The following is a 20,364-nucleotide window of genomic DNA, read 5'->3' as shown; positions in this document are numbered from 1 at the left end:
GGGGAGGGTGGGCCCTCGCCGCGAAGCGAAGCGAGACGCGGGAGCCGGTGGGTGGGCCCACGCCGGCGAGGGCCCCGCGGCGAAGCGAAGCGAGACGCGGGAGCCGGTGGGGACTAGAGTGACTTTCGTGAGCACCTCAGCCGGCTGGGACCATCCCCGCACGTCCTTTTACACCGACCATTATGAGCTGACCATGCTGCAGGCGTCGCTGCATTCAGGGGCTGCGCACCGCAGGTCGGTGTTCGAGGCGTTCGCGCGGCGGCTGCCCGACGGCCGGCGCTACGGCATTGTCGCCGGGACCGGACGCCTGCTGGAGGGCATTGCGCAGTTCCGTTTCGGCGACGCTGAACTGGAGTTCCTGGAGCGTACCCGCGTGGTGAACCGGGAGACGCTGGAGTACCTGGCCAACTATAAATTTTCGGGCGACATCTGGGGCTACGCCGAGGGCGACGCGTACTTCCCCAACTCCCCCATCCTGATCGTCGAGGCCTCCTTCGCCGAAGCCTGCATGCTGGAGACCTACCTGCTGTCCGTCCTGAACCACGACACCGCCATCGCTTCAGCGGCTTCCCGGATGGTCAGCGCCGCCGGTGGCAGGCCCTGCATCGAGATGGGTTCGCGGCGCACCCATGAGGAGGCCGCCACGGCGTCAGCCCGGGCGGCCATCATTGCCGGCTTTGACAGTACCTCCAACCTTGAGGCCGGCATCCGCTACGGCGTGAAGACCGTGGGCACCGCCGCGCACTCGTTCACGCTGCTGCACGACACCGAACGGGAGGCCTTCGAGGCCCAGATTGCCTCGCTGGGCGAGGGGACGTCCCTGCTGGTGGATACGTACGACGTCGAAAAGGCCGTCCGCACGGCCGTTGACCTGGCAGGGCCCCGCCTGGGCGCCGTCCGCCTGGACTCCGGCGACCTGGTGGCCCAGGCGCAGTGGGTCCGGCGGCTGCTGGACGACCTCGGCAACGACCACACCAAGATCGTGGTGACGTCCGACCTGGACGAGTACGCCATCGCTGCCCTGCAGTCGGCGCCCGTGGACTCCTACGGCGTGGGAACGTCGCTGGTGACCGGCTCCGGCGCGCCCACCGCCAGCATGGTCTACAAACTGGTCAGCCGCACCGACGACGACGGCAACTTCGTGTCCGTGGCCAAGGCGGCCAAGAACAAGGCAAGCGTGGGCGGGCGCAAGTACGCGCTGCGCAAGCTGGACGAACGTGGCACCGCCACCGCAGAGGTGGTGGGCGTGGGCCACCGGCCGGAGGACGACGGCAACGACCGTCCGCTGCTGCAGCAGTTCATGAAGAACGGCGAGGTAATCCCGGGCTGGACCGGACACGAGGGCGTGCTGCGGGCCCGGCAGCGCCACGCCGACTCCATGGCCGAGCTGCCGTCCGTGGTCAACCGCCTGCAGCGCGGCGAGGCCGCCATCCCCACTCTCTACGAGGAAAACTAAGGAGCACCAATGTCCCGCGCTTTGATCATCGTGGACGTGCAGAACGATTTCTGCGAGGGCGGATCGCTCCCCGTTCCCGGCGGCGCGGCCGTGGCAGGCGCCATCAGCGAGTACCTGGACGCCCACAACAGCGAATACGACTATGTGGTTGCCACCCAGGACTGGCACGTGGACCCCGGCAGCCACTTCTCGGACACACCCGACTTCAAGGAGAGCTGGCCGCCGCACTGCGTCGCGGGCACCCGCGGAGCGGACCTTCATCCGGACCTGGACACCGAGTACATCGATGCCTACTTCCGGAAGGGGCAGTTCGCCGCCGCCTACTCAGGTTTCGAAGGACTGCTGGCCCCGGAGGATGCCGTTCCCACCGGGGAACGGAACGCCGGCGGCCTGCCCGCCGCCAGGGAGGCCCTGGAGCCCGATGAGGACGCCATCGGCCTCGATGACTGGCTGCAGAGCCACGACGTGGAGGACGTGGTGGTGGTTGGCATTGCCACCGACTACTGTGTGAAGGCCACCGCGCTTGACGCCGTCCAGGCCGGCTACGGTGTTACGGTGCTGCGGTCGCTGACCGCCGGCATCGCCGAGGACCTGGAAGACGCCGTTGCGGAAATGGAACTCGGCGGGGCGGACATCGCCTGATTCCTGGGAGTGCCGCTACTTGCGGCCCACGAACCAGTCCTGGAGCTTGCGCAGCCGCGACTTCAGCTGCTCCTCGTTGGCCTGCGCCACGGGAGGGCCGCCGCAAACCGTGCGGAGTTTAGTGTGCACCACGCCGTGGGGAGTCCCGGTCCGGGCAGCCCAGGCGGCCACGTTCTTGGCCAGTTCGTTGCGCAGGTCCATCAGCATCCGGTGGTCGGGAACGGCCGGGGCCTGGCTTTCGGCGGCGGCCGGTGCCTTCCGGTTCTTACGGTTCAGCTGCTCGTGCTGGCGCTGGCGCAGCAGCGTTCCCACCTGCTCGGCGTCCAGCAGGCCGGGGATCCCCAGGAAGTCCAGTTCGTCGTCGGACCCCACTTCGCCGCCCGTGCCGAACTCGCCGCCGTCGAACAGGACCCGGTCAAAGGAGGCCTGCGAGTCCAGTGCCTCGAACTTGCCCTTGGTGAGGCTGTCGGAGGCCTTTTCTTCCCGGTTGGCCTCCTCCATCAGTGAGTCTTCGGGGTTGAAAAGCCCGTCGCCGTCCTCTTTTTCGGGGCGGTCCAGGGCGTGGTCGCGCTCCATCTCCATGGAGTTGGCCAGTGCCATCAGCTGGGGAACGGACGGCAGGAAGACCGACGCCGTTTCGCCCCTCTTGCGGGCACGCACGAAGCGCCCCACGGCCTGGGCGAAGAACAGCGGCGTGGACGTCGAGGTGGCGTATACGCCGACCGACAGCCGGGGCACGTCAACGCCTTCGGAGACCATGCGCACGGCCACCATCCAGCGCTTTTCGCCGGCGGAGAATTCCTCGATCTTGCTGGAGGCCTTGGCGTCGTCGGACAGGATGACGGTGGGCGACTCGCCGGTGATCTTCTTCAGCTGGCCGGCGTAGGCCCGGGCGTCCTCGTGGTCGGTGGCGATGACCAGGCCGCCGGCGTCCGGGACGGTGCGCCGGACTTCGCTGAGCCTTTTGTCCGCGCCGGCCAGGACCGCTGGGATCCACTCCCCCGCGGGATTGAGCGCGGTCCGCCAGGCGTGGCTGGTGATGTCCTTGGTCACCGCTGCCTCGCCGAGGGACGCCGCCATTTCCTCGCCCGCGCTGGTGCGCCAGCGCATCTGGCCGGAGTAGGCCATGAACATCACGGGCCGGACCACGTGGTCCCGGAGCGCGTTGCCGTAGCCGTAGGTGTAGTCGGCCTTGGAGCGCCGGATCCCGTCCCGGTCCTCGGCGTACTCCACGAACGGGATGGGCGAGGTGTCGGAGCGGAACGGCGTACCGGTCAGCGACAGGCGGCGCACGGCGGGATCGAATGCCTCGCGCAGGCCGTCGCCCCAGGACAGGGCTTCGCCGCCGTGGTGGATCTCGTCCAGGATCACCAGGGTCCGCGCAGCTTCAGTCTTGGCCCGGTGCAGCAGCGGCTTGCTGGCCACCTGGGCATAGGTGACGGCGACGCCGATGAAGCCGCGGCCGTGCTGGCCGTCGGAGTTCTTGAAGTTGGGGTCGATGGCGATCCCCACCTTGGCGGCAGCATCCGCCCACTGGCGCTTCAGGTGGTCCGTGGGCGCAACGATGGTCACCCGGTTAACGGCGCCGGAATCGATGAGCGTGGAGGCGATGCGCAGCGCGAAGGTGGTTTTACCGGCGCCCGGGGTTGCCACCGCAAGGAAGTCGCGGGGACTGTTCTTCAGGTAAAGGTCAAGGGCTTCCTGCTGCCAGGCACGGAGTTTCGGGGCGGTTCCCCAGGCTGCGCGTTCCGGATACGCCGGAGGCAGGGTGGGACCGCCAAAGAGCGTCTCCGTCACTACTTGTTGCTGCCCAAGTCCCCTCCGGGACCCTTGCCGCCGTCATTGCCCGGCCGGAGGCCCTCGTAGACCTCCTTGCACATGGGGCAGACCGGGAACTTCTGCGGATCCCGTCCCGGCGTCCAGACCTTGCCGCACAGGGCGATGACGGGCTCCCCGGTCAGCGCGGACTCCATGATCTTTTCCTTCCGCACATAGTGCGAAAAGCGCTCCCGGTCCCCGGGTTCCACTTCCTGGCGCAGTTCCTCGCGCTCAATGGTGGCCGTGGACGATCCAGCCCCGGAAAGCTCGCGCATCGGGTCGTTGTCGAGAGGGTCCGTCATGCTAGTCATGGCACCCATCTTAGCCGCTCCCCCGGCCCGGCGTTCGACGGCGGCACGCCCGCGCGGGGGCCCCGCACCGGCCGCCGTCGTACTTTTTCTTCGCCGGCGGCAGCGCGCATAAGGCGGCTAGAGTCCCTGCCACGAAGGCTTGTTTTCATAGGTGTGGCGGTAGAAATCTGCCAGTTTGAGGCCGGAAGCGGCGGCCTCGTCCAGCAGGACGGTGGCGTGTGGATGGAACTGCAGCACGGATGCGGGGCAAATGGCAGCCACGGGTCCCTCCACGAAGTCGCGGACGGCCCGGGCCTTTTGCGCCCCCGTGGCCACCAGGATTACATGTTTGGCCTCCATGATGGTGCCCAGTCCCTGGGTGATGACATGGTGCGGTACCTCCGCAAGGTTGTTGAAGAACCTGGCGTTGTCGCGACGGGTCTGTTCGATCAGGCTCTTGATCCTGGTCCGGGAGGCAAAGGAGGAGCCCGGTTCGTTAAAACCGATATGTCCGTCGGTGCCCACGCCCAGCAGCTGCAGGTCCACGCCGCCCGCCGCGGTGATGGCTTGCTCGTAAGCGTCGCAGGCGGCGGGGATGTCGGATGCAGTTCCATCGGGGCCGTGGACGTTCCCGGGCGCAATGTTCACGCGGCTGGTGAATTCCCGCCGGACCACCTCGCGGTAGGACTCGGGGTGGCCGGCGGGCAGGCCCACGTATTCATCCAGGGCAAAGCCGGAGGCGCGGCTGAAGTCCAGGCCCTGTCCATGCCGGGCCGCCAGTTCGTCATAGACAGGCAAGGGAGAGGACCCCGTGGCCAGGCCAAGGACTGCGCCGGGCTTGCGCCTGATCAGTTTCTCTATGGCGTCCGCCGCGAGTTTGGCGATCTGCCGGCTGCCGCCAAGGATCACGATTTCCATGTTGTTCCTTTCCGGGAACTGTCAGCGGTTGACGGTAACCTGCGCCAGGAGCTCCGGCCCCCGCGCCTCGAGCCACTTGCCGCCCAGCCGCATACCGGCCAGGAAAAAAACCATGCCCAAAACGGTCCCCACGGCGAGGGTGAGCCAACCGAACAGGACGTTGCCGGTGACAGCCTGTGCCACCAGCAGCGCTGCCTCGGGCAGGACCAGGACCATCAGGACCAGCATCCCAACGAACTGAACGGCAAGGGTTTGGCCCACGTTGCCCGGTGGCTTCTTGAACGGACTGTCGCCCGGAAGCGGCACGGTCACCGTGTAGCGGGCCGACACCACCGAGGACAGCCCCAGGCCGGTGAAGAGGATCCCCAGGCTGAACCCCAGCTGGCCGGGCAGCGCGGCCCAGTTGCGGGTGAATGCCGCGTAGCCCACCGAGAACACCAGCACCACGGGCAGGGCGAAGGTCATGCAGGCCAGGGCCCGGCCCAGCCGGTCAGCCACCCCGCGGACCCCGGTGGCCAGGTGCAGCGCAAACGCCGTGTTGTCGTACGAGACGTCCGCGGAGATGGACCAGGCCAGGATGAAGGCCGACACCGGGGCAAGGAAGGCAAGGCTGCCATAGCTGCCGGTCTGGGCCCCCTGGACACCCAGCACCACCGGGAGCAGCGGGATCACCACCAACGATCCCGAATACCGCGGGTCCCGGATCCAGTAAGTGAGCGACCTGGCCATCACCGCGCCCGCCGGGGTGGCCGGCAGCACGCCGAACAGGCCCAGCCGGCCGCCCTTGCGCTTCCCGGCACCGGCGTACGGCGGGGTGACCAGCGCCCGCTCGAGCAGCAGCTTCCAGCACCAGGCCAGGACGCCGAGGACCGCCACCGAAACCAGCAGTTTCACCGCCGCCTGCCCGGGCCGGCCTGATGCGATGTCTCCCCCGAGCGCCCAGGGCGCCCCGAGCGGCGTCCAGGACAACGTCCCGGCGAACCCGGGCAGGAACCCGGTGGAAGCGGAGATGCCACGGCCAACCCCTGCCACGATGGGGCCCAGCAGGACCAGGGGCACCATGAAGGCGATGGCGCTGATGTCCTTGAAGCGCCGCGAGGCAGCCAGGCTTGCCGTGGCGGTGGTGACCACCTTGGCCAGCACCACGCAGGTCATGACACCCAGGCATGCGCCAAGGAGGGCGGCGAGCGCGGGGAGCACGCCGCGGGACCAGGTCACCACCGTGGACAGGGCCACGAGCGTGGTGGCCAACCCCGGGATGCCGATCAGTCCGCCAAGGGCGAGGCCGGTGAGCATCTGCTTCATGGGGATGGCAAAGGTGGTGAAGCGCGCCGGATCGAGCGTCATGTCCGTGGCGGATGCCACCACCGGAATGATGCCCCAGCCAAGCACGGCGGCGGAGCCGCCAAGGACGATTGTGGTGTGCGCGGCGGCGGGGCCGGCGTTGCGCAGGAGGACAAGGGCGATGATCAGTGTTGCCACGACCCCCAGCGCGTAGAGCCCCGCAATGGCCATGCCCACCAGCTGCCAGGGGCTGCGGCGCAGTCCGTTGCGCAGCAGCGTGAGCTTGAGCCTCAGAAGGTGCGCAACCATTCCAGCCCTTCCGTGTGGCTGTGGCCTCCGACCAACTGCACGAAACGGTCCTCCAGCGAGGCGCCGGCCCGCACCTCGTCCACGGTTCCTGCGGCCAGCAGCCTGCCCCGGGCCACCACCGCGACGTGGTCGCACATGCGCTGGACCAGGTCCATCACATGGCTGGAGACGATGACCGTTCCACCGGAGGCGACGTACCGGTCCAGGATGGACCGGATGTTCGCCGCCGACACCGGGTCAACGGCTTCGAAGGGCTCGTCCAGGACCAGCAGCCTCGGGGCGTGGATCAAGGCCGAGGCCAGGGCGATCTTCTTTGTCATGCCGGCGGAATAGTCCACCACCAGCGTCCCGGCGTCCTGGGCCAGGTCCATTGCCGCCAGCAGTTCCCCTACCCGGGCGGCCACCACGGCTTTGTCCATGCCGCGCAGCAGCCCGGCGTACGTGATCAGCTGCTCCCCGGTGAGCCGGTCGAAGAGCCGGACGCCGTCGGGCAGGATCCCCATCAGCCGCTTGGCTTCCAGCGGGTGCCGCCACACATCCACCCCGTGCACCACCGCCGTGCCGAAATCGGGACGCAGGAGGCCGGTGGCCATGGACAGCGTGGTGGTCTTGCCCGCACCGTTGGGCCCCACGATCCCGAAAAACGAACCCGCCGGGACCTCCAGGCTGATGCCGTCCACCGCGATCTTCCCGCCGAACCTTTTGGCCAGCCCGCGGATGGACAGGGCCGCCACGGGCCCCGTATTCGGCGCCGGGGACGGTATCGGAGCAGTCATGCTGCCAGCCTAGTCCGCGGACCGGGGCTTCGGGGGTGCGAAACTAGCCCCATGGGTATTGCGTTGGGCCTGCTGGTGATCGTTGCTGTGGTGTGCGCCGGCAGCGCCGTGGGCCGCAGGTTCAATATCCCGGTTCCGCTGCTGCTGGTCCTGGCCGGGGTGGCGGGATCGTTCCTGCCATTCATTCCGCCCGTCGAGCTGAACCCCGAACTGGTGCTGGTCGGCCTGCTGCCGCCGCTGCTGTACGCGGCCGCGTTCCGCACGTCGCTGTTCGACTTCAAGAGCAACCGCCGCTCCATCGGATTGCTGTCCGTTGGCTACGTCATCTTCGGCACCGTGGGAGTCGGGTTGGTGGTGTGGTGGCTGTTCCCGGAAATCCCGCTGGCCGCAGCCATTGCGCTTGGCGCGGTGGTGGCGCCGCCTGACGCGGTGGCGGCTACGGCCATTGCACGGAAGGTGGGGATGCCCCGCCGGATCGTGAACATCCTGGAAGGCGAGTCACTGGTCAACGACGCCACGGCACTGGTGTGCCTGCGTGCTGCGGTGGCGGCCATCGCGGGCTCCGTCTCCGCCCTGGATGTGGCGGGTGGATTTGTGGTGGCGGCCGGCGGCGGCCTGGCGGTGGGACTGGCCGCAGCGTACCTCCTCACCGAAGTCAGGAAGCGGATCAGCAACGTTGCCATCAACACCTCAACATCGCTGATGGCACCCTTCGTTGCGTTCCTCCCCGCCGAGGCGATCCACGCGTCCGGGGTGCTCGCCGTCGTCGTAACCGGCCTGGTGATGGGCACCAAGGCGCCGTCCATGCCCAACGGCGCCGCGCGGCAAAGCGCCCGGAGCAACTGGGACACCGTCCAGTTCCTGCTGGAGAACGCCGTGTTCCTCCTGATCGGCCTGCAGGTGCGGAGCATCATCGACAGCGTCCAGGACGATTCGCTGGGTGCCGGCCGGGTGTGGCTTGGCTGTGCCGTGATCCTGCTGGCGGTGCTGGTGCTGCGGCCCGTCTGGGTTTTTCCGGCCACGTACCTGCCCCGGCTGATCCCTTCCGTGCAGCGGAAAGACCCCGCGCCGCCCTGGCAGTTCCCGGCCATTGTGTCCTGGGCAGGCATGCGCGGCGTGGTTACCCTTGCCGCCGTCCTGACGCTGCCGGACGACCTGGAGCACCGCAACGTACTGGTCCTGGCGGCCATGGTGGTGGTGGCAGGCACCCTGGTGCTGCAGGGATTCACGCTGCCGGCCCTGGTCCGGGTCTTGGGGCTGCCGGGACCGGACAGGCGCGAGGACGCGCTGAACCAGGCCGCGCTGATGCAGCTGGCCACCGCGGCGGGAATGGAGCGGCTGGAGCAGCTGCGGCGCGAGAACGACCCGCCCGAGGTCATGGATATGCTCCGGCGCCGGACCCAGGAGCGGGGACTCGCGGCCTGGGAGCGCCTGGGCAGGCCGGCCGCGGAGTCGGCCACCCCCAGCCAGCGTTACGCCCAATTGCGGATGGCCATGCTGGAAGCTGAGCGGGACAAGGTGCTGGAGCTTCGGCGTGGCGGGGACTTCGCGCATGAAGTCCTCAGTGAGGTCCTGGAACGGCTGGATGTGGAGGAGTCCATGCTTGATGCCTCCCTCAACGAACCCGACGCCGCCACAGAGGGCGGCGGCGAAGGACTTGCCCAGCCGGGCGGCGTGTGCGACCACCTGACCGCCGCCATGCCGTCGCCGGTTCCGGCGAACCCCACCTGTGCCGGGTGCGAACGGGAAGGGACCACACCGGTACACCTGCGAATGTGCCTGGCCTGCGGAAACATTGGCTGCTGCGATTCCTCGGCGGGACGGCACGCCAGCCGCCATTTCAAGGAAGCCGGCCACCCGGTCATGCGCAGCATTGAACCCGGTGAGGACTGGCGCTGGTGCTACGTGGATGACCTGCTCGGCTGAAGCAGGCCGGGTACTTAGTTCGGGGGCACTTTCCGGATCCTGATCGGCCCCCTGGCCGTACCCGGATCAACGACGGAACCGCCTTGGGTGATGTGGACCTGCCCTGCGTCCACCAGGCGGCGTGCGGCGGCCCGGGCGGGTTCCATGAGCCGGCGCCAGTCATCTCCGCCCACGGCCCTGGCAGCATCAGAGGGGCAGATGGTGGCCGTGTCCGCACGGGATGCCAACAGTTCCAGGATCTTCGCTTCCAGCTGCCGGTCAACCTTGGTTTGCGGCCCCGTTTCGCCAGGATGCGCCATGCCGGACGCCGCGGTCAGAAGGCACGCCGCGGGATGGCCCGCTCGTACTGGGGCGGCCAGGCAATGTCGTAACCCAGTTCGAAGGCGGCCCGCAGCCACCAGTGGGGGTCGCGCAGCGCCGCGCGCGCAATGAAGACGCCGTCGGCCTGGCCGGTGGCAACGGCGTGCTCCGCCTGCCCGGGCGTGGTCACCAGCCCCACCGTGCCGGTGGCGACTCCTGCCTCCTCGCGGATGGCTGCGGAGAATCCGGTTTGATAGCCCAGGCCCGGCTTGATCTGCTGGTGCGCCACAGCCCCGCCGCTGGAGACATCCACCAGGTCCACGCCGCGGGCGGCCGCCTCGCGGGCCAGCCGCACCGACGCCGCCTGGTCCACGCCGCCCGGCGCCCAGTCTGTGGCAGAGATCCGGAGCAGCAGGGGCATGGAATCGGGAATGACAGCGCGGACGGCGTCCACCACGGCCAGCATGAGCCGGTTCCGTCCGGTTTCGTCCCCGCCCCAGTCGTCGTCACGCTGGTTGATCAGCGGGCTCTGGAACTGGTGCAGGAGGTAGCCGTGCGCCCCGTGGATCTCCATCGTGTCAAAGCCGGCGTCCACCGCACGCACGGCGGCAGCGGCAAAATCGGCAATGACGCCGTGGATCTGTTCCACGGTCATGGCGGCAGGCGCCGCATAGCCCTCGAATGCGGTGGTGGACGGGCCCACGGTGTCCCAGCCGCCGTCGGACGCCGGAACGCTCCCGTGCTTGCCCGAAAACGGCCAGTACGTTGACGCCTTGCGGCCGGCGTGGGCCAGCTGCACACCGATCCTGGTGCCGGCGGTACCGTGCCGGTGGACAAAGGAGATAATCCGCTGCCAGGCCGCCGCCTGGTCGTCGTTGTAGAGGCCTGCGTCGCGGGGACTGATCCGGCCGGCGGCGTTTACTGCCGCGGCCTCCGTGAGGATCATCGCGGCGCCGCCCGTGGCAAACCCGCCAAGGTGCACCAGGTGCCAGTCGTTCGGAACGCCCGGGGCGTCGTCGGGATCGCAGCTGTACTGGCACATGGGCGATACCCAGCCACGGTGCTGCAGCTCCATGGACCGCAGCGTCAGCGGCTGGAACAGGGCCGGCACTAGAACAGCACCCGGGCAAGCGCCTGCCGCGACTTTGCTACCCGCTCATCACCTGCGCCCACGATGTCGAACAGCTCCAGCAGCCGTATCCGTGCGGTCTCCCGCTCAGGGCCGAAGTTCCTGCCGATGAACGCCACCAGCCGGTTCAGTGCATCCTCGACGTGGCCGCCGGCCACGTCGAGGTCCGCCACGCCGAGCTGTGCCGCCAGGTTGTCCGGCTCATCCGCGGCCTGCGCACGCAGCGCCTCGCCGTCCTGGGCCGACAACGACTGCAGCCGGTCCATCAGTTCCACCTGCGCCAGGCCGGCCTTGGCCTCATGGTCGGCCGGCATCTCCTTGAGCGCCTGGCGGTAGGCCGCAGCTGCGGCGGCGTAGTCGCCGGCCTCAATGGCGTCAAAGGCGGCCTGGTGCAGCGGCGGCAGCGGCGGCAGCGGCGCGGGCTCCTGTTCCCCGCCCGCTTCCCCGCCAAGGCTTCCGGTGACCCCGTTCGCTGCAGCCACCTTGAGGAGTTCGTCGAAGAGGCTGCGCACCTGCTCTTCTTCCGCGCTGCCCTGGAAGAGCGGCACCGGCTGCCCCTTCAAGACGGCGACGGCGGTGGGAACGGCCTGCACCTGGAAGGCCTGGGCCAGCTGCGGGAAGGCCTCGATGTCTGCTGCGCCAAGGACCAGGCGTCCACCGTACGAGGCAACCACGCGCTCAACGGTCTCGAGCATCCTGCCGGATTCGGGCGAGTACGGGGCCCACAGGGCGAACACCACGGGGACCTGGGCGGACAGTTCCACCAGCTGCTGGAAGTTTGCCTCGGTGACGTTGACCTTGAGTTCGGGGCCGCCGGCGGGTGCGTCCGGCTGGTCGCCCCGGGGCGCTGTTGCAGGGCCGGACGGGGCGGCAGGCCCGGACGGGGCGGCCGGGCGCTTCAGCGAGGAAAGGTCGACGGCGCCGCGCAGGTTAACCGGGTTGGCAGCGGCAGGAGGGACTGGGCGGGAAGCTGGCGAACTCATGTTTCCCACTCTAGCCACTCCGGCCGCTGCCGGTGGTAATACAGCCAGGCCCTACTTGAAGGTGGCTCCGACCAGGCCGCGGGTTGCGGCGACGAGCTTCATCGGGTCCGTGGATCCTGCCGGCGGCACATAGACCGCCATGGATTCCGCGAAGCTCAGCACCATGCCGGTGGTGGTTTCCTTGCCGCCGGCCAGGGCTGCCGCATCGTCGCCGATGCTCAGCTTGTCACCGGCCGCCTTGGGGGTGCCCTCGAAGCCAAAGTTGATCCGGCCCAGGACCAGGGCCCCGCCGTCCGAGGTGCGGAACACCACGGTGCTTTCGGGGACCACCTTGTGAGTGAAGGAGAAGTTGCCGTTTTCGCCTGCCTTCGCCACCTCAGCCTGGTAGGACAGGGTATCGGCGATATACGGCGAGGACTGGCCCTCGACCAGCTTGTCCTTGAACGGCGAGTCCGCCGACGTGAGCCTGTCGGCCAGGCCGGACATTGCTTCCTCGCCGCTGTAGAGCAGCCCGCTCTTGTCCGCTGCGGAAAGCGTCTCGGTACCGCCGCGGCTGATGTTCGGGAAGGTGGTGCCCGGCTGCAGCGGCGTGGTTTCCATGAGCTTGTAGTTTTCCCGCGGCGACTGCTGGACCAGGGTCAGGATCTGCGGAACGACGTTGCCTTCGCCCTGGGTCACGGCCAGCACCGAGCGGGGCCAGTCACGATCGCTGGTAACGACGGTGGTCAGCAGCTTGGTGGAACGTACGGGCATGCGCGGCTCGTAAGTGCCCACCTGGGAGCGGATCTTGTAGTTCTGGGTACGGACTTCCAGTTCCGGTCCACCCACGCGGTCCGCCAACTTGGCCGCATCCTTGGCGGCGTCGCCGGCGTCGGTGGCGCTGGAGACCTGCTCCAGGATCCGGCGGAACTGGGCGTCCAGCAGGACCGGCGATCCCGCGGCTTGCTTCGCCGTGGATGAGGCGCTGCCGGACGGCAGCGGGCTTGGACTGGCGGCCTGGGCAGCAGTGGCGGATCCGGCCAGCAGGGCGGCAACCACGCCGGCCGCCACCATGGTGGCCTTGGAAGAGGAGGACGACGACGGGGCCTGGCCCTGCGTTTCGGCGTTCCGTGCACGGGCGCGGCGGGCGTAGCCGCTGTCACCGCCCTCGCCGTCCTTCCGGCGGGCTGAAAGCAGTCCCAGGACAATTCCGCCCACGATCAGCAGGCTGCCCAGGACCATCAGCGGGACCGCCCAGGGGGTGGACGTGTCGTTGGGGAAGGTCATGGAGACAGAAGCCGGGGCGGCCTTGGTGCCGTCGGAAGCGAGGAGCAGGCTCCAGTCACCGTCGGCGGGCGGGGTCCAGGTGTATTCAAGCTCGCCGCTGGCATTCTCATTGGAAACCCAGAGGTCGGAACCGGCCGGGTTGGGGGCGGTCCCTTCGCCGTCGGCGTGCTCAACCACGAGTGACTTTTCGTCTTCGGTGACGCCGGTGATGGTGTTGTGGGCCGTCTGGCCCACCCAGGCGCTCACGTCATCGGGCCGTCCCGTGGCCAGCATGAAGTTGCCGTCGCCCTGGACGGTGATCTTGACGGTTCCGTCATGCAGGGTGCGCAGCTTCTGGTCGATGACCGTCAACGGCGCGCCGGCGGCATCCGCCGGCACGGACGCGGTGAACGTCTCGGATGGAGCCCAGATGGTTCTCTGGCCGATGCCGGCCAAAAGTGTCAGGAGGCCGAGCAGCACAAGTGCGGCTGCAGTCTTTAAACGCAAGGGAAACACCTATCATCAGCGGGGGTTTGCCTTCAATAGTAACCTTTTTGTTACCAGGAGCCCCTTTTTGCCCGTTCCGGCCCCTCTTCCGAAGACCTCCGGGCGGTGGCTTCGGCTCCCGGTGACAAGCCTGCTGATAGTGTTTGCGATGATCATCACATTGGCCCGCGCACGCGGAGCCACGCACGGAACAGGCCCCCAAAACCAGTGACTGACAAGACGGACCCATCCTCGGCGGCACCCGGAAATCCCGGGGATTCCAGGGGCCCTGTCCCTGCGACGGTGCCTCCCCTGGGAATGGCAGCGGCAGCCCACCGCAGGGGCACGGCCGCGGCTGCACTCGGCCAGGTGGTCCGCAGGCTCCGCCAGCCCTTGCCCGGAGCACAGCCCAGGCTTCGGTTCGAAATGCCCCCGGAATACACCGGGCACGTTCCCCAGACGGACCACGGCGGTGACGAGGAACCCCAGTTCGGCCACCCCGGGCCGCGCATGTCCCCCCAGCATCCCCTGTACATGGGCTTCATGGGGACAGTGGGCGTGGGACTGGCGCTGCTGGTCTACTGGATCGGTTCCCACACCACGCAGCTGCTGCTGTGGATCGTGGCGGCGCTGTTCATCGCCCTGGGACTTGAACCCGTGGTGGGCTGGCTCGAAAACAGGAAGATCCCCCGGCCCGCCGGCATCCTTGTCTCCGTGGCTGTCCTCATGGGCGCCGTCGTCGGGTTTTTCGCCACTCTTATCCCCACCATTGTTGAACAGGTGTCGGAGATCGTGCGGCAGGCGCCGGACTGGGTGCGCAACTTCATGGACTCGGACTTCTTCCGCAGCCTCGATGACCAGTTCGGCGTGCGGGACCGCATCACCGAGGAACTGGACAAGTTCGTCAATGACCCGGCGGCCATGGGCGGCATTTTCGGCGGCGTGGTGGGATTCGGATCCACCGTGGCCAACGGGCTCTTCGGCACCCTCATTGTCCTGGTGCTGAGCCTGTACTTCCTGGCAGCGCTGCCGGCGATGAAGAAGTGGGGCTACAGGCTGGCCCCGCGCTCCCGCCGCAAACGGGTGGCTGCCCTCTCCGAGGAGATCACCCGGTCAGTGGGTAACTACGTCATCGGCCAGGCATGCGTGGCCCTCCTCAACGCCACGTTCGCCTTCGTGGTGATGTCCATCGTGGGCATCCCCTTTGCCCTGCTGCTGGCGTTCGTGGTGGTCCTGCTCGCTTTCATTCCGCTGGTGGGCGGCATGATCGCAGGCATTGTGGTGATCCTTGTATCCCTCACCCAGGGCTGGCAGGCGGCCGCCATCTACGCCATTTGCTATTTCGCGTACCTGCAGTTCGAGGCCTACTTCATCTCGCCGCGCATCATGCAGAAGGCAGTTGCCGTGCCCGGTGCCGTGGCGGTGATCTCCGTGATTGCCGGCGGAAGCCTGCTGGGCGTGCTCGGTGCGCTGATCGCCATCCCCACTGCCGCAGCGGTCCTGCTGCTGCTCCGGGAAATCTATATCGTCCGGCAGGACCAGCACTGACCCGCTGTCCCCCGCACGTCGTTCCCTGCGGGGCCGCTTAGGCGCCGGCCGTCGCCGCCGGCCCTTCCCATTCCTGCGGCAGCGGTGCTGCGGCGGCATCTGGACTGACAAGCGCCACGATGTCGTTCAGGACCCGTGCGGCGTACTTCTCCCCCACCCACAGATGCTTGGCCCCGGCCACGCCCACCACGCGGGCCTGCGGCACCAGGCTGAACCTTGCGGTTGCCTCGGCAGGCTGGAGGAAGTCGTCGTGCTCCGGCACCAGGACGGTGAGGGGCTTGCCGGATTCGGCCCACAGCTGCAGGTGCTTGTCCGTGGCGCGGTGCAGCGGAGGCGACAGCAGCACCGCCCCCTCGATCTGTGGGGCCACCGGCTCCACGGCGCCGTACATCAGCGCCAGTTCGGTCCCGAACGACCAGCCCACCAGCCAGCGGTTGGGCAGGCCCCGCTCAACGGCGAAGCGCACGGCTGCCTCGACGTCGTGCCGCTCCCCTATCCCTTCCTCGAACGCGCCGCTGCTGGCACCCCGGGGGGAGGCCGTACCCCGGGTATTGAAGCGCAGCACCGCGATGCCCGCCAGCGCCGGCAGCCGGTAGGAGGCCTTGCGGTACACATGGGAATCCATGAAGCCACCGTGCGTCGGCAGCGGGTGGAGCGTGATCAGCGTTGCCTTGACGGGGCCGGATTCCGGCAGTGCCAGCTCGCCCACCAGCGTGTGGCCGTCCTCCGTCTGCAGCTCGATGTTCTCGCGACGGGCGGGCAGGACGGTGGAGGCACGGATGGGGACAGGGCCCCCGGCCTGGGTGAAGTGGTACGACGCCGGATCAAAAGTCATGACTGCCAGCTTAGCGACAGCGGGCGGCGTCAGCGGTACCGGTAGCTGCGCGTCATCCAGCAGTTGGTGTGCCAGTGCCGCCGCTCGGCCAGCCCGGCGGCGGCACCAAAGAGGTGGTCGTCCTTCCAGACCACCAGGTGTGCGACGCCGGGCAGCACGGCGGTGGAGCATTCCGGGCAGATGTAGGTCTTCTCCGCATTCCTGGCGGTCATGGTCCGTACCATCCACTCGCCGTCCGGGGCGCTCTCGCGGCGGGCGATACCGGCCCGTGCCCGTTCCAGGTCCAGTTCGGGAATGTCCCCGCTCCTCTTTCCTCCTGCGCCCCTGCCGGAAGCGGAACCCTTGCCGGAAACAGGACGGCGGGGACGGTTGGAACGCGGCATGTATCCATTCTGCCCCAGGCCGCCCACTCCCCTGTCCCGCTCCTTGCCGCCGCTTCCGATGCACCCGGCGCCCCGCCGTCGGACATGGCCTGCGGAGCCCACGCGATAGTCTGTACGGCGTGCGACTTGTCATAGCCCATTGCTCCGTTGATTACGTTGGCCGGCTCAAAGCCCATCTCCCCCTCGCCACCCGGCTCCTGCTGGTCAAGGCGGACGGCTCCGTGCTGGTCCATTCCGACGGCGGTTCCTACAAGCCGCTGAACTGGATGAGCCCGCCTGCCACGCTGCGGGTTTCTTCCCCCGACGAAGTGGACCTCGAACTTGGCGTGGTGGAGCAGTGGACGGTGCAGTCGGCCAAGACCGATGACCGGCTCATCATCAATATCCACGAAAAGATCAGCGAGTCCTCCCACGACCTGGGCGTGGATCCCGGACTGATCAAGGACGGGGTGGAGGCGGACCTGCAGCGGCTGCTCGCCGAGCAGATCGAGACGCTTGGACAGGGCTACTCCCTCATCAGGCGCGAGTACTTCACCGCCATTGGGCCCGTGGACATCCTGGCGCGCGACGCGGACGGCGCCACCGTGGCCATTGAGCTCAAGCGCCGGGGCGACATTGACGGCGTGGAGCAACTGACCCGGTACCTGGAGCTGCTCAACCGCGACCCTTTGCTGGCACCGGTCCGGGGAATCTTTGCTGCCCAGCAGATCAAGCCGCAGGCCAAGGTGCTGGCAAACGACCGCGGGATCGACTGCATAACGCTGGACTACGACGCCATGCGCGGAGTGGACGACAGCGAATCCCGCCTCTTCTAGTTTTTGCCTTTGTTGCTTTAGGCACTTAATTGCCCGGCATTCGGTGCAGGCGTCAGCGACATCTGTTTTTTACCTAAATTTTGTCCTTTTTGTCCTCCGGCCCGTTGACCTGCGGGAACGGGCATGAAATTCTTATCTCAGTCTTTGTGTAGGTGTTTTTCATGCTCGCAAGACATGTTGCGAGCGCGAAGCTCCTGCAGCGCCGGATCTCCCATCGGGGAAAGGCAATCAGGATTCTTCTCGCGGAGTGACCAAGGTCGGCACGAGGTGTGCCGGTCTTAAAAAGTTCCACAATGAGGAGAAATAAATGGCACAGGGAACCGTCAAGTGGTTCAACGCTGAAAAGGGCTTCGGCTTCATCACCCCGGATGACTCCGATGGCGATGTCTTCGTTCACTACTCCGAAATCCAGACCGGCGGCTTCAAGACCCTCGACGAGAACCAGCGCGTTCAGTTCGAAATCGGCCAGGGCGCCAAGGGTCCCCAGGCTACCGGCGTAACGCTGGTCTAGTACCGCCCGGCCGCTTCCCGCGGCTGTCAGCGAACCAAATGGTCCCCGGCAGGATTGCCGGGGACCATTTTTTATGCCGGCGTTGCTGCCGCCTCAGGTCACCAGTTTGCGCACCAGCCGGGCGCCCTGCGTCAGGGAAAGACCGGGGAGGTAGGCGCGGGTCAGCGCCCTGCCGATGGCGGGCAGGTGCAACGGATCCTGGTAGTACAGGTAAAGCGCCCGGTACTCCGGCTTGAACCGGGACTTGAAGGCCGCCAGGGAGCGGAAGCCGTAGACCGGCTCAAGCGCGTGGCCCACCAGGTCCAGGATCCTGACCAGGTTCTGCGCGCCCTCATCGGGGGCGCCCTCCTGTTGCCCTGCGTCCTCGCCCCCGCCGGGCCCCCCGGCGCCTGTTCCCTCAGCGCCCGTTCCCTCCGCGCCTGTTCCTGTTCCCCGCTCCGGCTGGGCATCGGGACGGCTGGCCAGCGGCGAACCCGACAGGGAGATCACGTCCACGGAATCCCGCAACTCCAGTACGGCGGAGGCAATCAGGAATTCCATCACCCCCGGAAATCCTTCACTGCCGCGGCGCATGACATCCAGGGTCCTGCTTACCAGCCGCCCGCCGTCGTACACGGGCAACCAGCTGGTCACGCCGTGGACCACGCCGTGGCCGTCCACGGCCAGGCAGCACAGGACCTCCTCGTCGTCGAGCTCGTCCACTCCCCCCAGCGTGAAGCCCATTTCCGGAACGGACTTGCCGGCCGCCCATTCCTCGGACACTTCGTTCAGCCTTAGCCGGAGCGTTGCGGGCAGCGAATGGTAGGAGCCCCAGACGGCGTGGACGCCCAGCTTCGCGGCCCGGTTCAGGGCGGTCCTGACGTTCTGCCATTCCTTGCCTTTGAACTCAAGCTCGTTCAGCGCCAGCCGGGTCTCCTGGGCCACGGCCACGCGGGAGAAGCCGCGTTCCCTCAGTACCGGCCACATGGTGTCGTCGCAGGAATACAGCGCCGGAATCAGGGCCTGGCTGCGGCAGTAGTCCAGGAAGCCTTCGGTTACCCGCTGCTCGGCCTTGCGGTCACCGAAGGCACCGCCCAGGGTCAGGGCCACGGTCCCATGCTGCTGGAAGGCCATGCCGCCTGCGCCGTCCGGGCTGAACCAGTACGTGTTGGGCTCCCACAGAGCCATCCAGGACAAGGGTCCGCCGCCCTGGTGGAGCAGCTCCCGGGCGCGGCTGCGGTCCTGCCGTCCGAAGTGGAGGCCGTGGTGCCGGCCCACCAGCACCCACAACACCGCCGCCAGGGCCACGAGCCAGAACACCGGTCCCGAGTAGGCGAACAGCAGTGCTTCGGCACTGTCGCGTTCCGGGAAGACCCGGCGGAAATTCTGCGGAATGGGCACCGGGACGTACTGCCGGGCCAACTCGGCGAAAAGGCCCAGCAAGCCGCCGTCACGGGACAGTCCGCCGGACCAGAACCAGGCCACGGTATATGAGCTGGCCAGCACCAGCCAGGTTCCGCAGACCACCGCAGCGAGCGTCCGCCGGGCGCCCGGACGCGTCTGCACGCGGAACTGCCGCCGGTTCAGCCACAGGACCACTGCCAGCAGCAGCGGAACCACCACGAGCGGCAGCACATGTGCGAAGGCCGAGGACAGCGGCGTTGCATGCGTGCCCTGCAGGCGTGAGGGAACAAGGGCGAACAGTGCCAGGTAGACCGCGGCGAGGGCGGTAACAGCCAACTGGATGGCCAGCGCGATGTTCAGGGCCAGCCGGCGGCCCCGGCGCATGCCGTCCGCGCAGATCAGCAGCAGGAGGACCGGCACCACGGCCAGCGCCAGGCCGAACGGGCCGGCAAACCCTGCCCTGCCCGTTTCCAGGCAAGTGGCGTCAACGGTGGCGCCGCAGTTGAAGATCAGTTGGTTCAGCGTGGGCATCGGGCTCAGGACGACGTCCCGGAGCAAAGCCAGCGGGCCGGTTGGCGCACGCGTGATTCCGGTCAGGATGGGACCCACCGCGAACACGGCAACGGTCAGGGCCAGGAGGTTCCTGGTTTCCCGGCCCGTTGACCGGTGACGGTGAAGCCGCCCCTGGTCCCCCTGGATCCACCAGCCTGCAAGGAGGCCAAGGAGGGCGCCGATGAGGCCAATGACGGTTTCGGCGTGCCCCACGTACAGGACCAGCAGCAGGGAAATGGACAGCACCACGGTGCGGAGCCGGCGCTGCCACAGCAGCGTGATCCGGGCACTGGCCGCAAGACCGGCAATAAGCACCGGGGCATACGGACCGATGAGCCTGTCATCCACCATCCGGTCCAGCCAGCCGTCGCCCACATACACGGCCAGCTGGGTTACCAGGAGGAACACCGTGACGGCCGCGAATTGCCCGCCAAAGAACAGTCCGACGGCGGCCCGCCGGCCAAGCTTGCGCTCCGCCAGGCCCAGCAGCAGCACGATCATCAGCGACGCGGCAAGGTAGGCGAGCGGGTTGGTGGCGAAGAAGGCGCTGGTGAACAGCGTCCACCACTGCCCGCTGCGCAGGCCGGGGCCGCTGACCGAGGCCAGGCCCAGGAGCTGCTCCGGCGGCCCGTCAAGGAAGCTTCCGGTCAGGGCAGCGGCCGCAAGGAAGGCAACCAGCACGCCCAGGGTGAAGGGCATGGATTTCAGCGTGAGCAGCGCCTGCTGGACTGCCGGACGTCCGACGGCGGCCCACATCAGGGCGGCCGTGCGTTCC

At 67.9% G+C, this 20,364-nt stretch carries 18 protein-coding genes; 6 read left to right on the top strand and 12 right to left on the bottom strand.

All coding sequences use genetic code 11. The annotated features are described in order from the left end of the window. Positions 1-127: 127 nt before the first annotated feature. Positions 128-1,456 (top strand): nicotinate phosphoribosyltransferase, encoded by a 1,329-nt coding sequence (locus AC6JAM_RS16615; RefSeq protein WP_018768381.1) that lies wholly within the window; start codon positions 128-130, stop codon positions 1,454-1,456. 9 nt (positions 1,457-1,465) lie between these two features. Further along, complete coding sequence (locus tag AC6JAM_RS16610) at positions 1,466-2,098, top strand: isochorismatase family protein (RefSeq protein ID WP_018768382.1); 633 nt, start codon at positions 1,466-1,468, stop codon at positions 2,096-2,098. 15 nt (positions 2,099-2,113) lie between these two features. On the opposite strand, the gene AC6JAM_RS16605 is transcribed toward AC6JAM_RS16610, so the two are convergent. From AC6JAM_RS16605 to AC6JAM_RS16585, 5 genes are all read right to left on the bottom strand, one after another. Beyond that, the gene (locus AC6JAM_RS16605; protein ID WP_018768383.1) at positions 2,114-3,895 is read right to left on the bottom strand and encodes a DEAD/DEAH box helicase; all 1,782 of its coding nucleotides are present in this window, start codon (positions 3,893-3,895) and stop codon (positions 2,114-2,116) included. Next, the gene (locus AC6JAM_RS16600; RefSeq protein WP_497935277.1) at positions 3,895-4,236 is read right to left on the bottom strand and encodes a DUF3039 domain-containing protein; all 342 of its coding nucleotides are present in this window, start codon (positions 4,234-4,236) and stop codon (positions 3,895-3,897) included. The genes AC6JAM_RS16605 and AC6JAM_RS16600 overlap by 1 nt, the downstream gene beginning before the upstream one ends. A gap of 108 nt (positions 4,237-4,344) precedes the next feature. Then, the gene (nagB, locus tag AC6JAM_RS16595) at positions 4,345-5,124 is read right to left on the bottom strand and encodes a glucosamine-6-phosphate deaminase (RefSeq protein WP_056387972.1); all 780 of its coding nucleotides are present in this window, start codon (positions 5,122-5,124) and stop codon (positions 4,345-4,347) included. Between the two features lie 21 nt (positions 5,125-5,145). Next, positions 5,146-6,717 (bottom strand): transporter, encoded by a 1,572-nt coding sequence (locus AC6JAM_RS16590; RefSeq protein WP_497935276.1) that lies wholly within the window; start codon positions 6,715-6,717, stop codon positions 5,146-5,148. Continuing rightward, complete coding sequence (locus tag AC6JAM_RS16585; RefSeq protein ID WP_026265634.1) at positions 6,699-7,493, bottom strand: ABC transporter ATP-binding protein; 795 nt, start codon at positions 7,491-7,493, stop codon at positions 6,699-6,701. The genes AC6JAM_RS16590 and AC6JAM_RS16585 overlap by 19 nt, the downstream gene beginning before the upstream one ends. Positions 7,494-7,544: 51 nt before the next feature. Here AC6JAM_RS16585 and AC6JAM_RS16580 point away from each other — a divergent pair, with 51 nt between their 5' ends. Beyond that, on the top strand, positions 7,545-9,419 hold the full coding sequence (locus AC6JAM_RS16580; protein ID WP_026265635.1) for a Na+/H+ antiporter: 1,875 nt from the start codon (positions 7,545-7,547) through the stop codon (positions 9,417-9,419). Between the two features lie 14 nt (positions 9,420-9,433). On the opposite strand, the gene AC6JAM_RS16575 is transcribed toward AC6JAM_RS16580, so the two are convergent. From AC6JAM_RS16575 to AC6JAM_RS16560, 4 genes are read right to left on the bottom strand one after another with little or no spacing between them, the layout of a single operon-like run. Next, positions 9,434-9,718 carry a DUF3253 domain-containing protein gene (locus AC6JAM_RS16575; protein ID WP_497935275.1) on the bottom strand — a complete coding sequence of 95 codons (285 nt, stop codon included), beginning with the start codon at positions 9,716-9,718 and terminating at the stop codon, positions 9,434-9,436. A gap of 14 nt (positions 9,719-9,732) precedes the next feature. Continuing rightward, on the bottom strand, positions 9,733-10,830 hold the full coding sequence (locus AC6JAM_RS16570; protein WP_134163852.1) for an NADH:flavin oxidoreductase/NADH oxidase: 1,098 nt from the start codon (positions 10,828-10,830) through the stop codon (positions 9,733-9,735). Next, positions 10,830-11,831 (bottom strand): co-chaperone YbbN, encoded by a 1,002-nt coding sequence (locus AC6JAM_RS16565; RefSeq protein ID WP_497935274.1) that lies wholly within the window; start codon positions 11,829-11,831, stop codon positions 10,830-10,832. Before AC6JAM_RS16565 ends, AC6JAM_RS16570 begins: the two co-directional genes overlap by 1 nt. Before the next feature lie 51 nt (positions 11,832-11,882). Continuing rightward, complete coding sequence (locus AC6JAM_RS16560) at positions 11,883-13,556, bottom strand: DUF8094 domain-containing protein (protein WP_056387979.1); 1,674 nt, start codon at positions 13,554-13,556, stop codon at positions 11,883-11,885. Between the two features lie 234 nt (positions 13,557-13,790). On the opposite strand from AC6JAM_RS16560, the gene AC6JAM_RS16555 reads away from it, so the two are divergent. Beyond that, positions 13,791-15,110, top strand: a complete 1,320-nt coding sequence (locus tag AC6JAM_RS16555) for an AI-2E family transporter (RefSeq protein ID WP_497935273.1) — start codon at positions 13,791-13,793, stop codon at positions 15,108-15,110. A gap of 37 nt (positions 15,111-15,147) precedes the next feature. Here the strand turns inward: AC6JAM_RS16555 and AC6JAM_RS16550 are convergent, their stop codons facing one another. Together AC6JAM_RS16550 and AC6JAM_RS16545 are read right to left on the bottom strand one after the other, a co-directional pair. After that, a complete protein-coding gene (locus tag AC6JAM_RS16550) occupies positions 15,148-15,945 on the bottom strand; it encodes an alpha/beta hydrolase (RefSeq protein WP_018768394.1) in 798 nt (265 codons plus the stop codon). Between the two features lie 29 nt (positions 15,946-15,974). After that, entirely contained in the window at positions 15,975-16,328 is a 354-nt protein-coding gene (locus AC6JAM_RS16545) for an Rv1322 family protein (RefSeq protein WP_026265638.1), read from the bottom strand. 119 nt (positions 16,329-16,447) lie between these two features. Here AC6JAM_RS16545 and nucS point away from each other — a divergent pair, with 119 nt between their 5' ends. Further along, positions 16,448-17,143, top strand: a complete 696-nt coding sequence (gene nucS, locus AC6JAM_RS16540; protein WP_018768396.1) for an endonuclease NucS — start codon at positions 16,448-16,450, stop codon at positions 17,141-17,143. 307 nt (positions 17,144-17,450) lie between these two features. Continuing rightward, positions 17,451-17,654 carry a cold-shock protein gene (locus tag AC6JAM_RS16535; protein ID WP_011692441.1) on the top strand — a complete coding sequence of 68 codons (204 nt, stop codon included), beginning with the start codon at positions 17,451-17,453 and terminating at the stop codon, positions 17,652-17,654. Between the two features lie 93 nt (positions 17,655-17,747). Here the strand turns inward: AC6JAM_RS16535 and AC6JAM_RS16530 are convergent, their stop codons facing one another. Next, positions 17,748-20,345, bottom strand: a complete 2,598-nt coding sequence (locus AC6JAM_RS16530; protein WP_497935973.1) for a phosphatidylglycerol lysyltransferase domain-containing protein — start codon at positions 20,343-20,345, stop codon at positions 17,748-17,750. Between the last annotated feature and the right edge of the window lie 19 nt (positions 20,346-20,364).

The sequence above is a fragment of the Arthrobacter sp. GmRoot5-12 genome (genome assembly GCF_059739365.1).
This window is presented reverse-complemented; position numbering and strand designations above follow the sequence as displayed.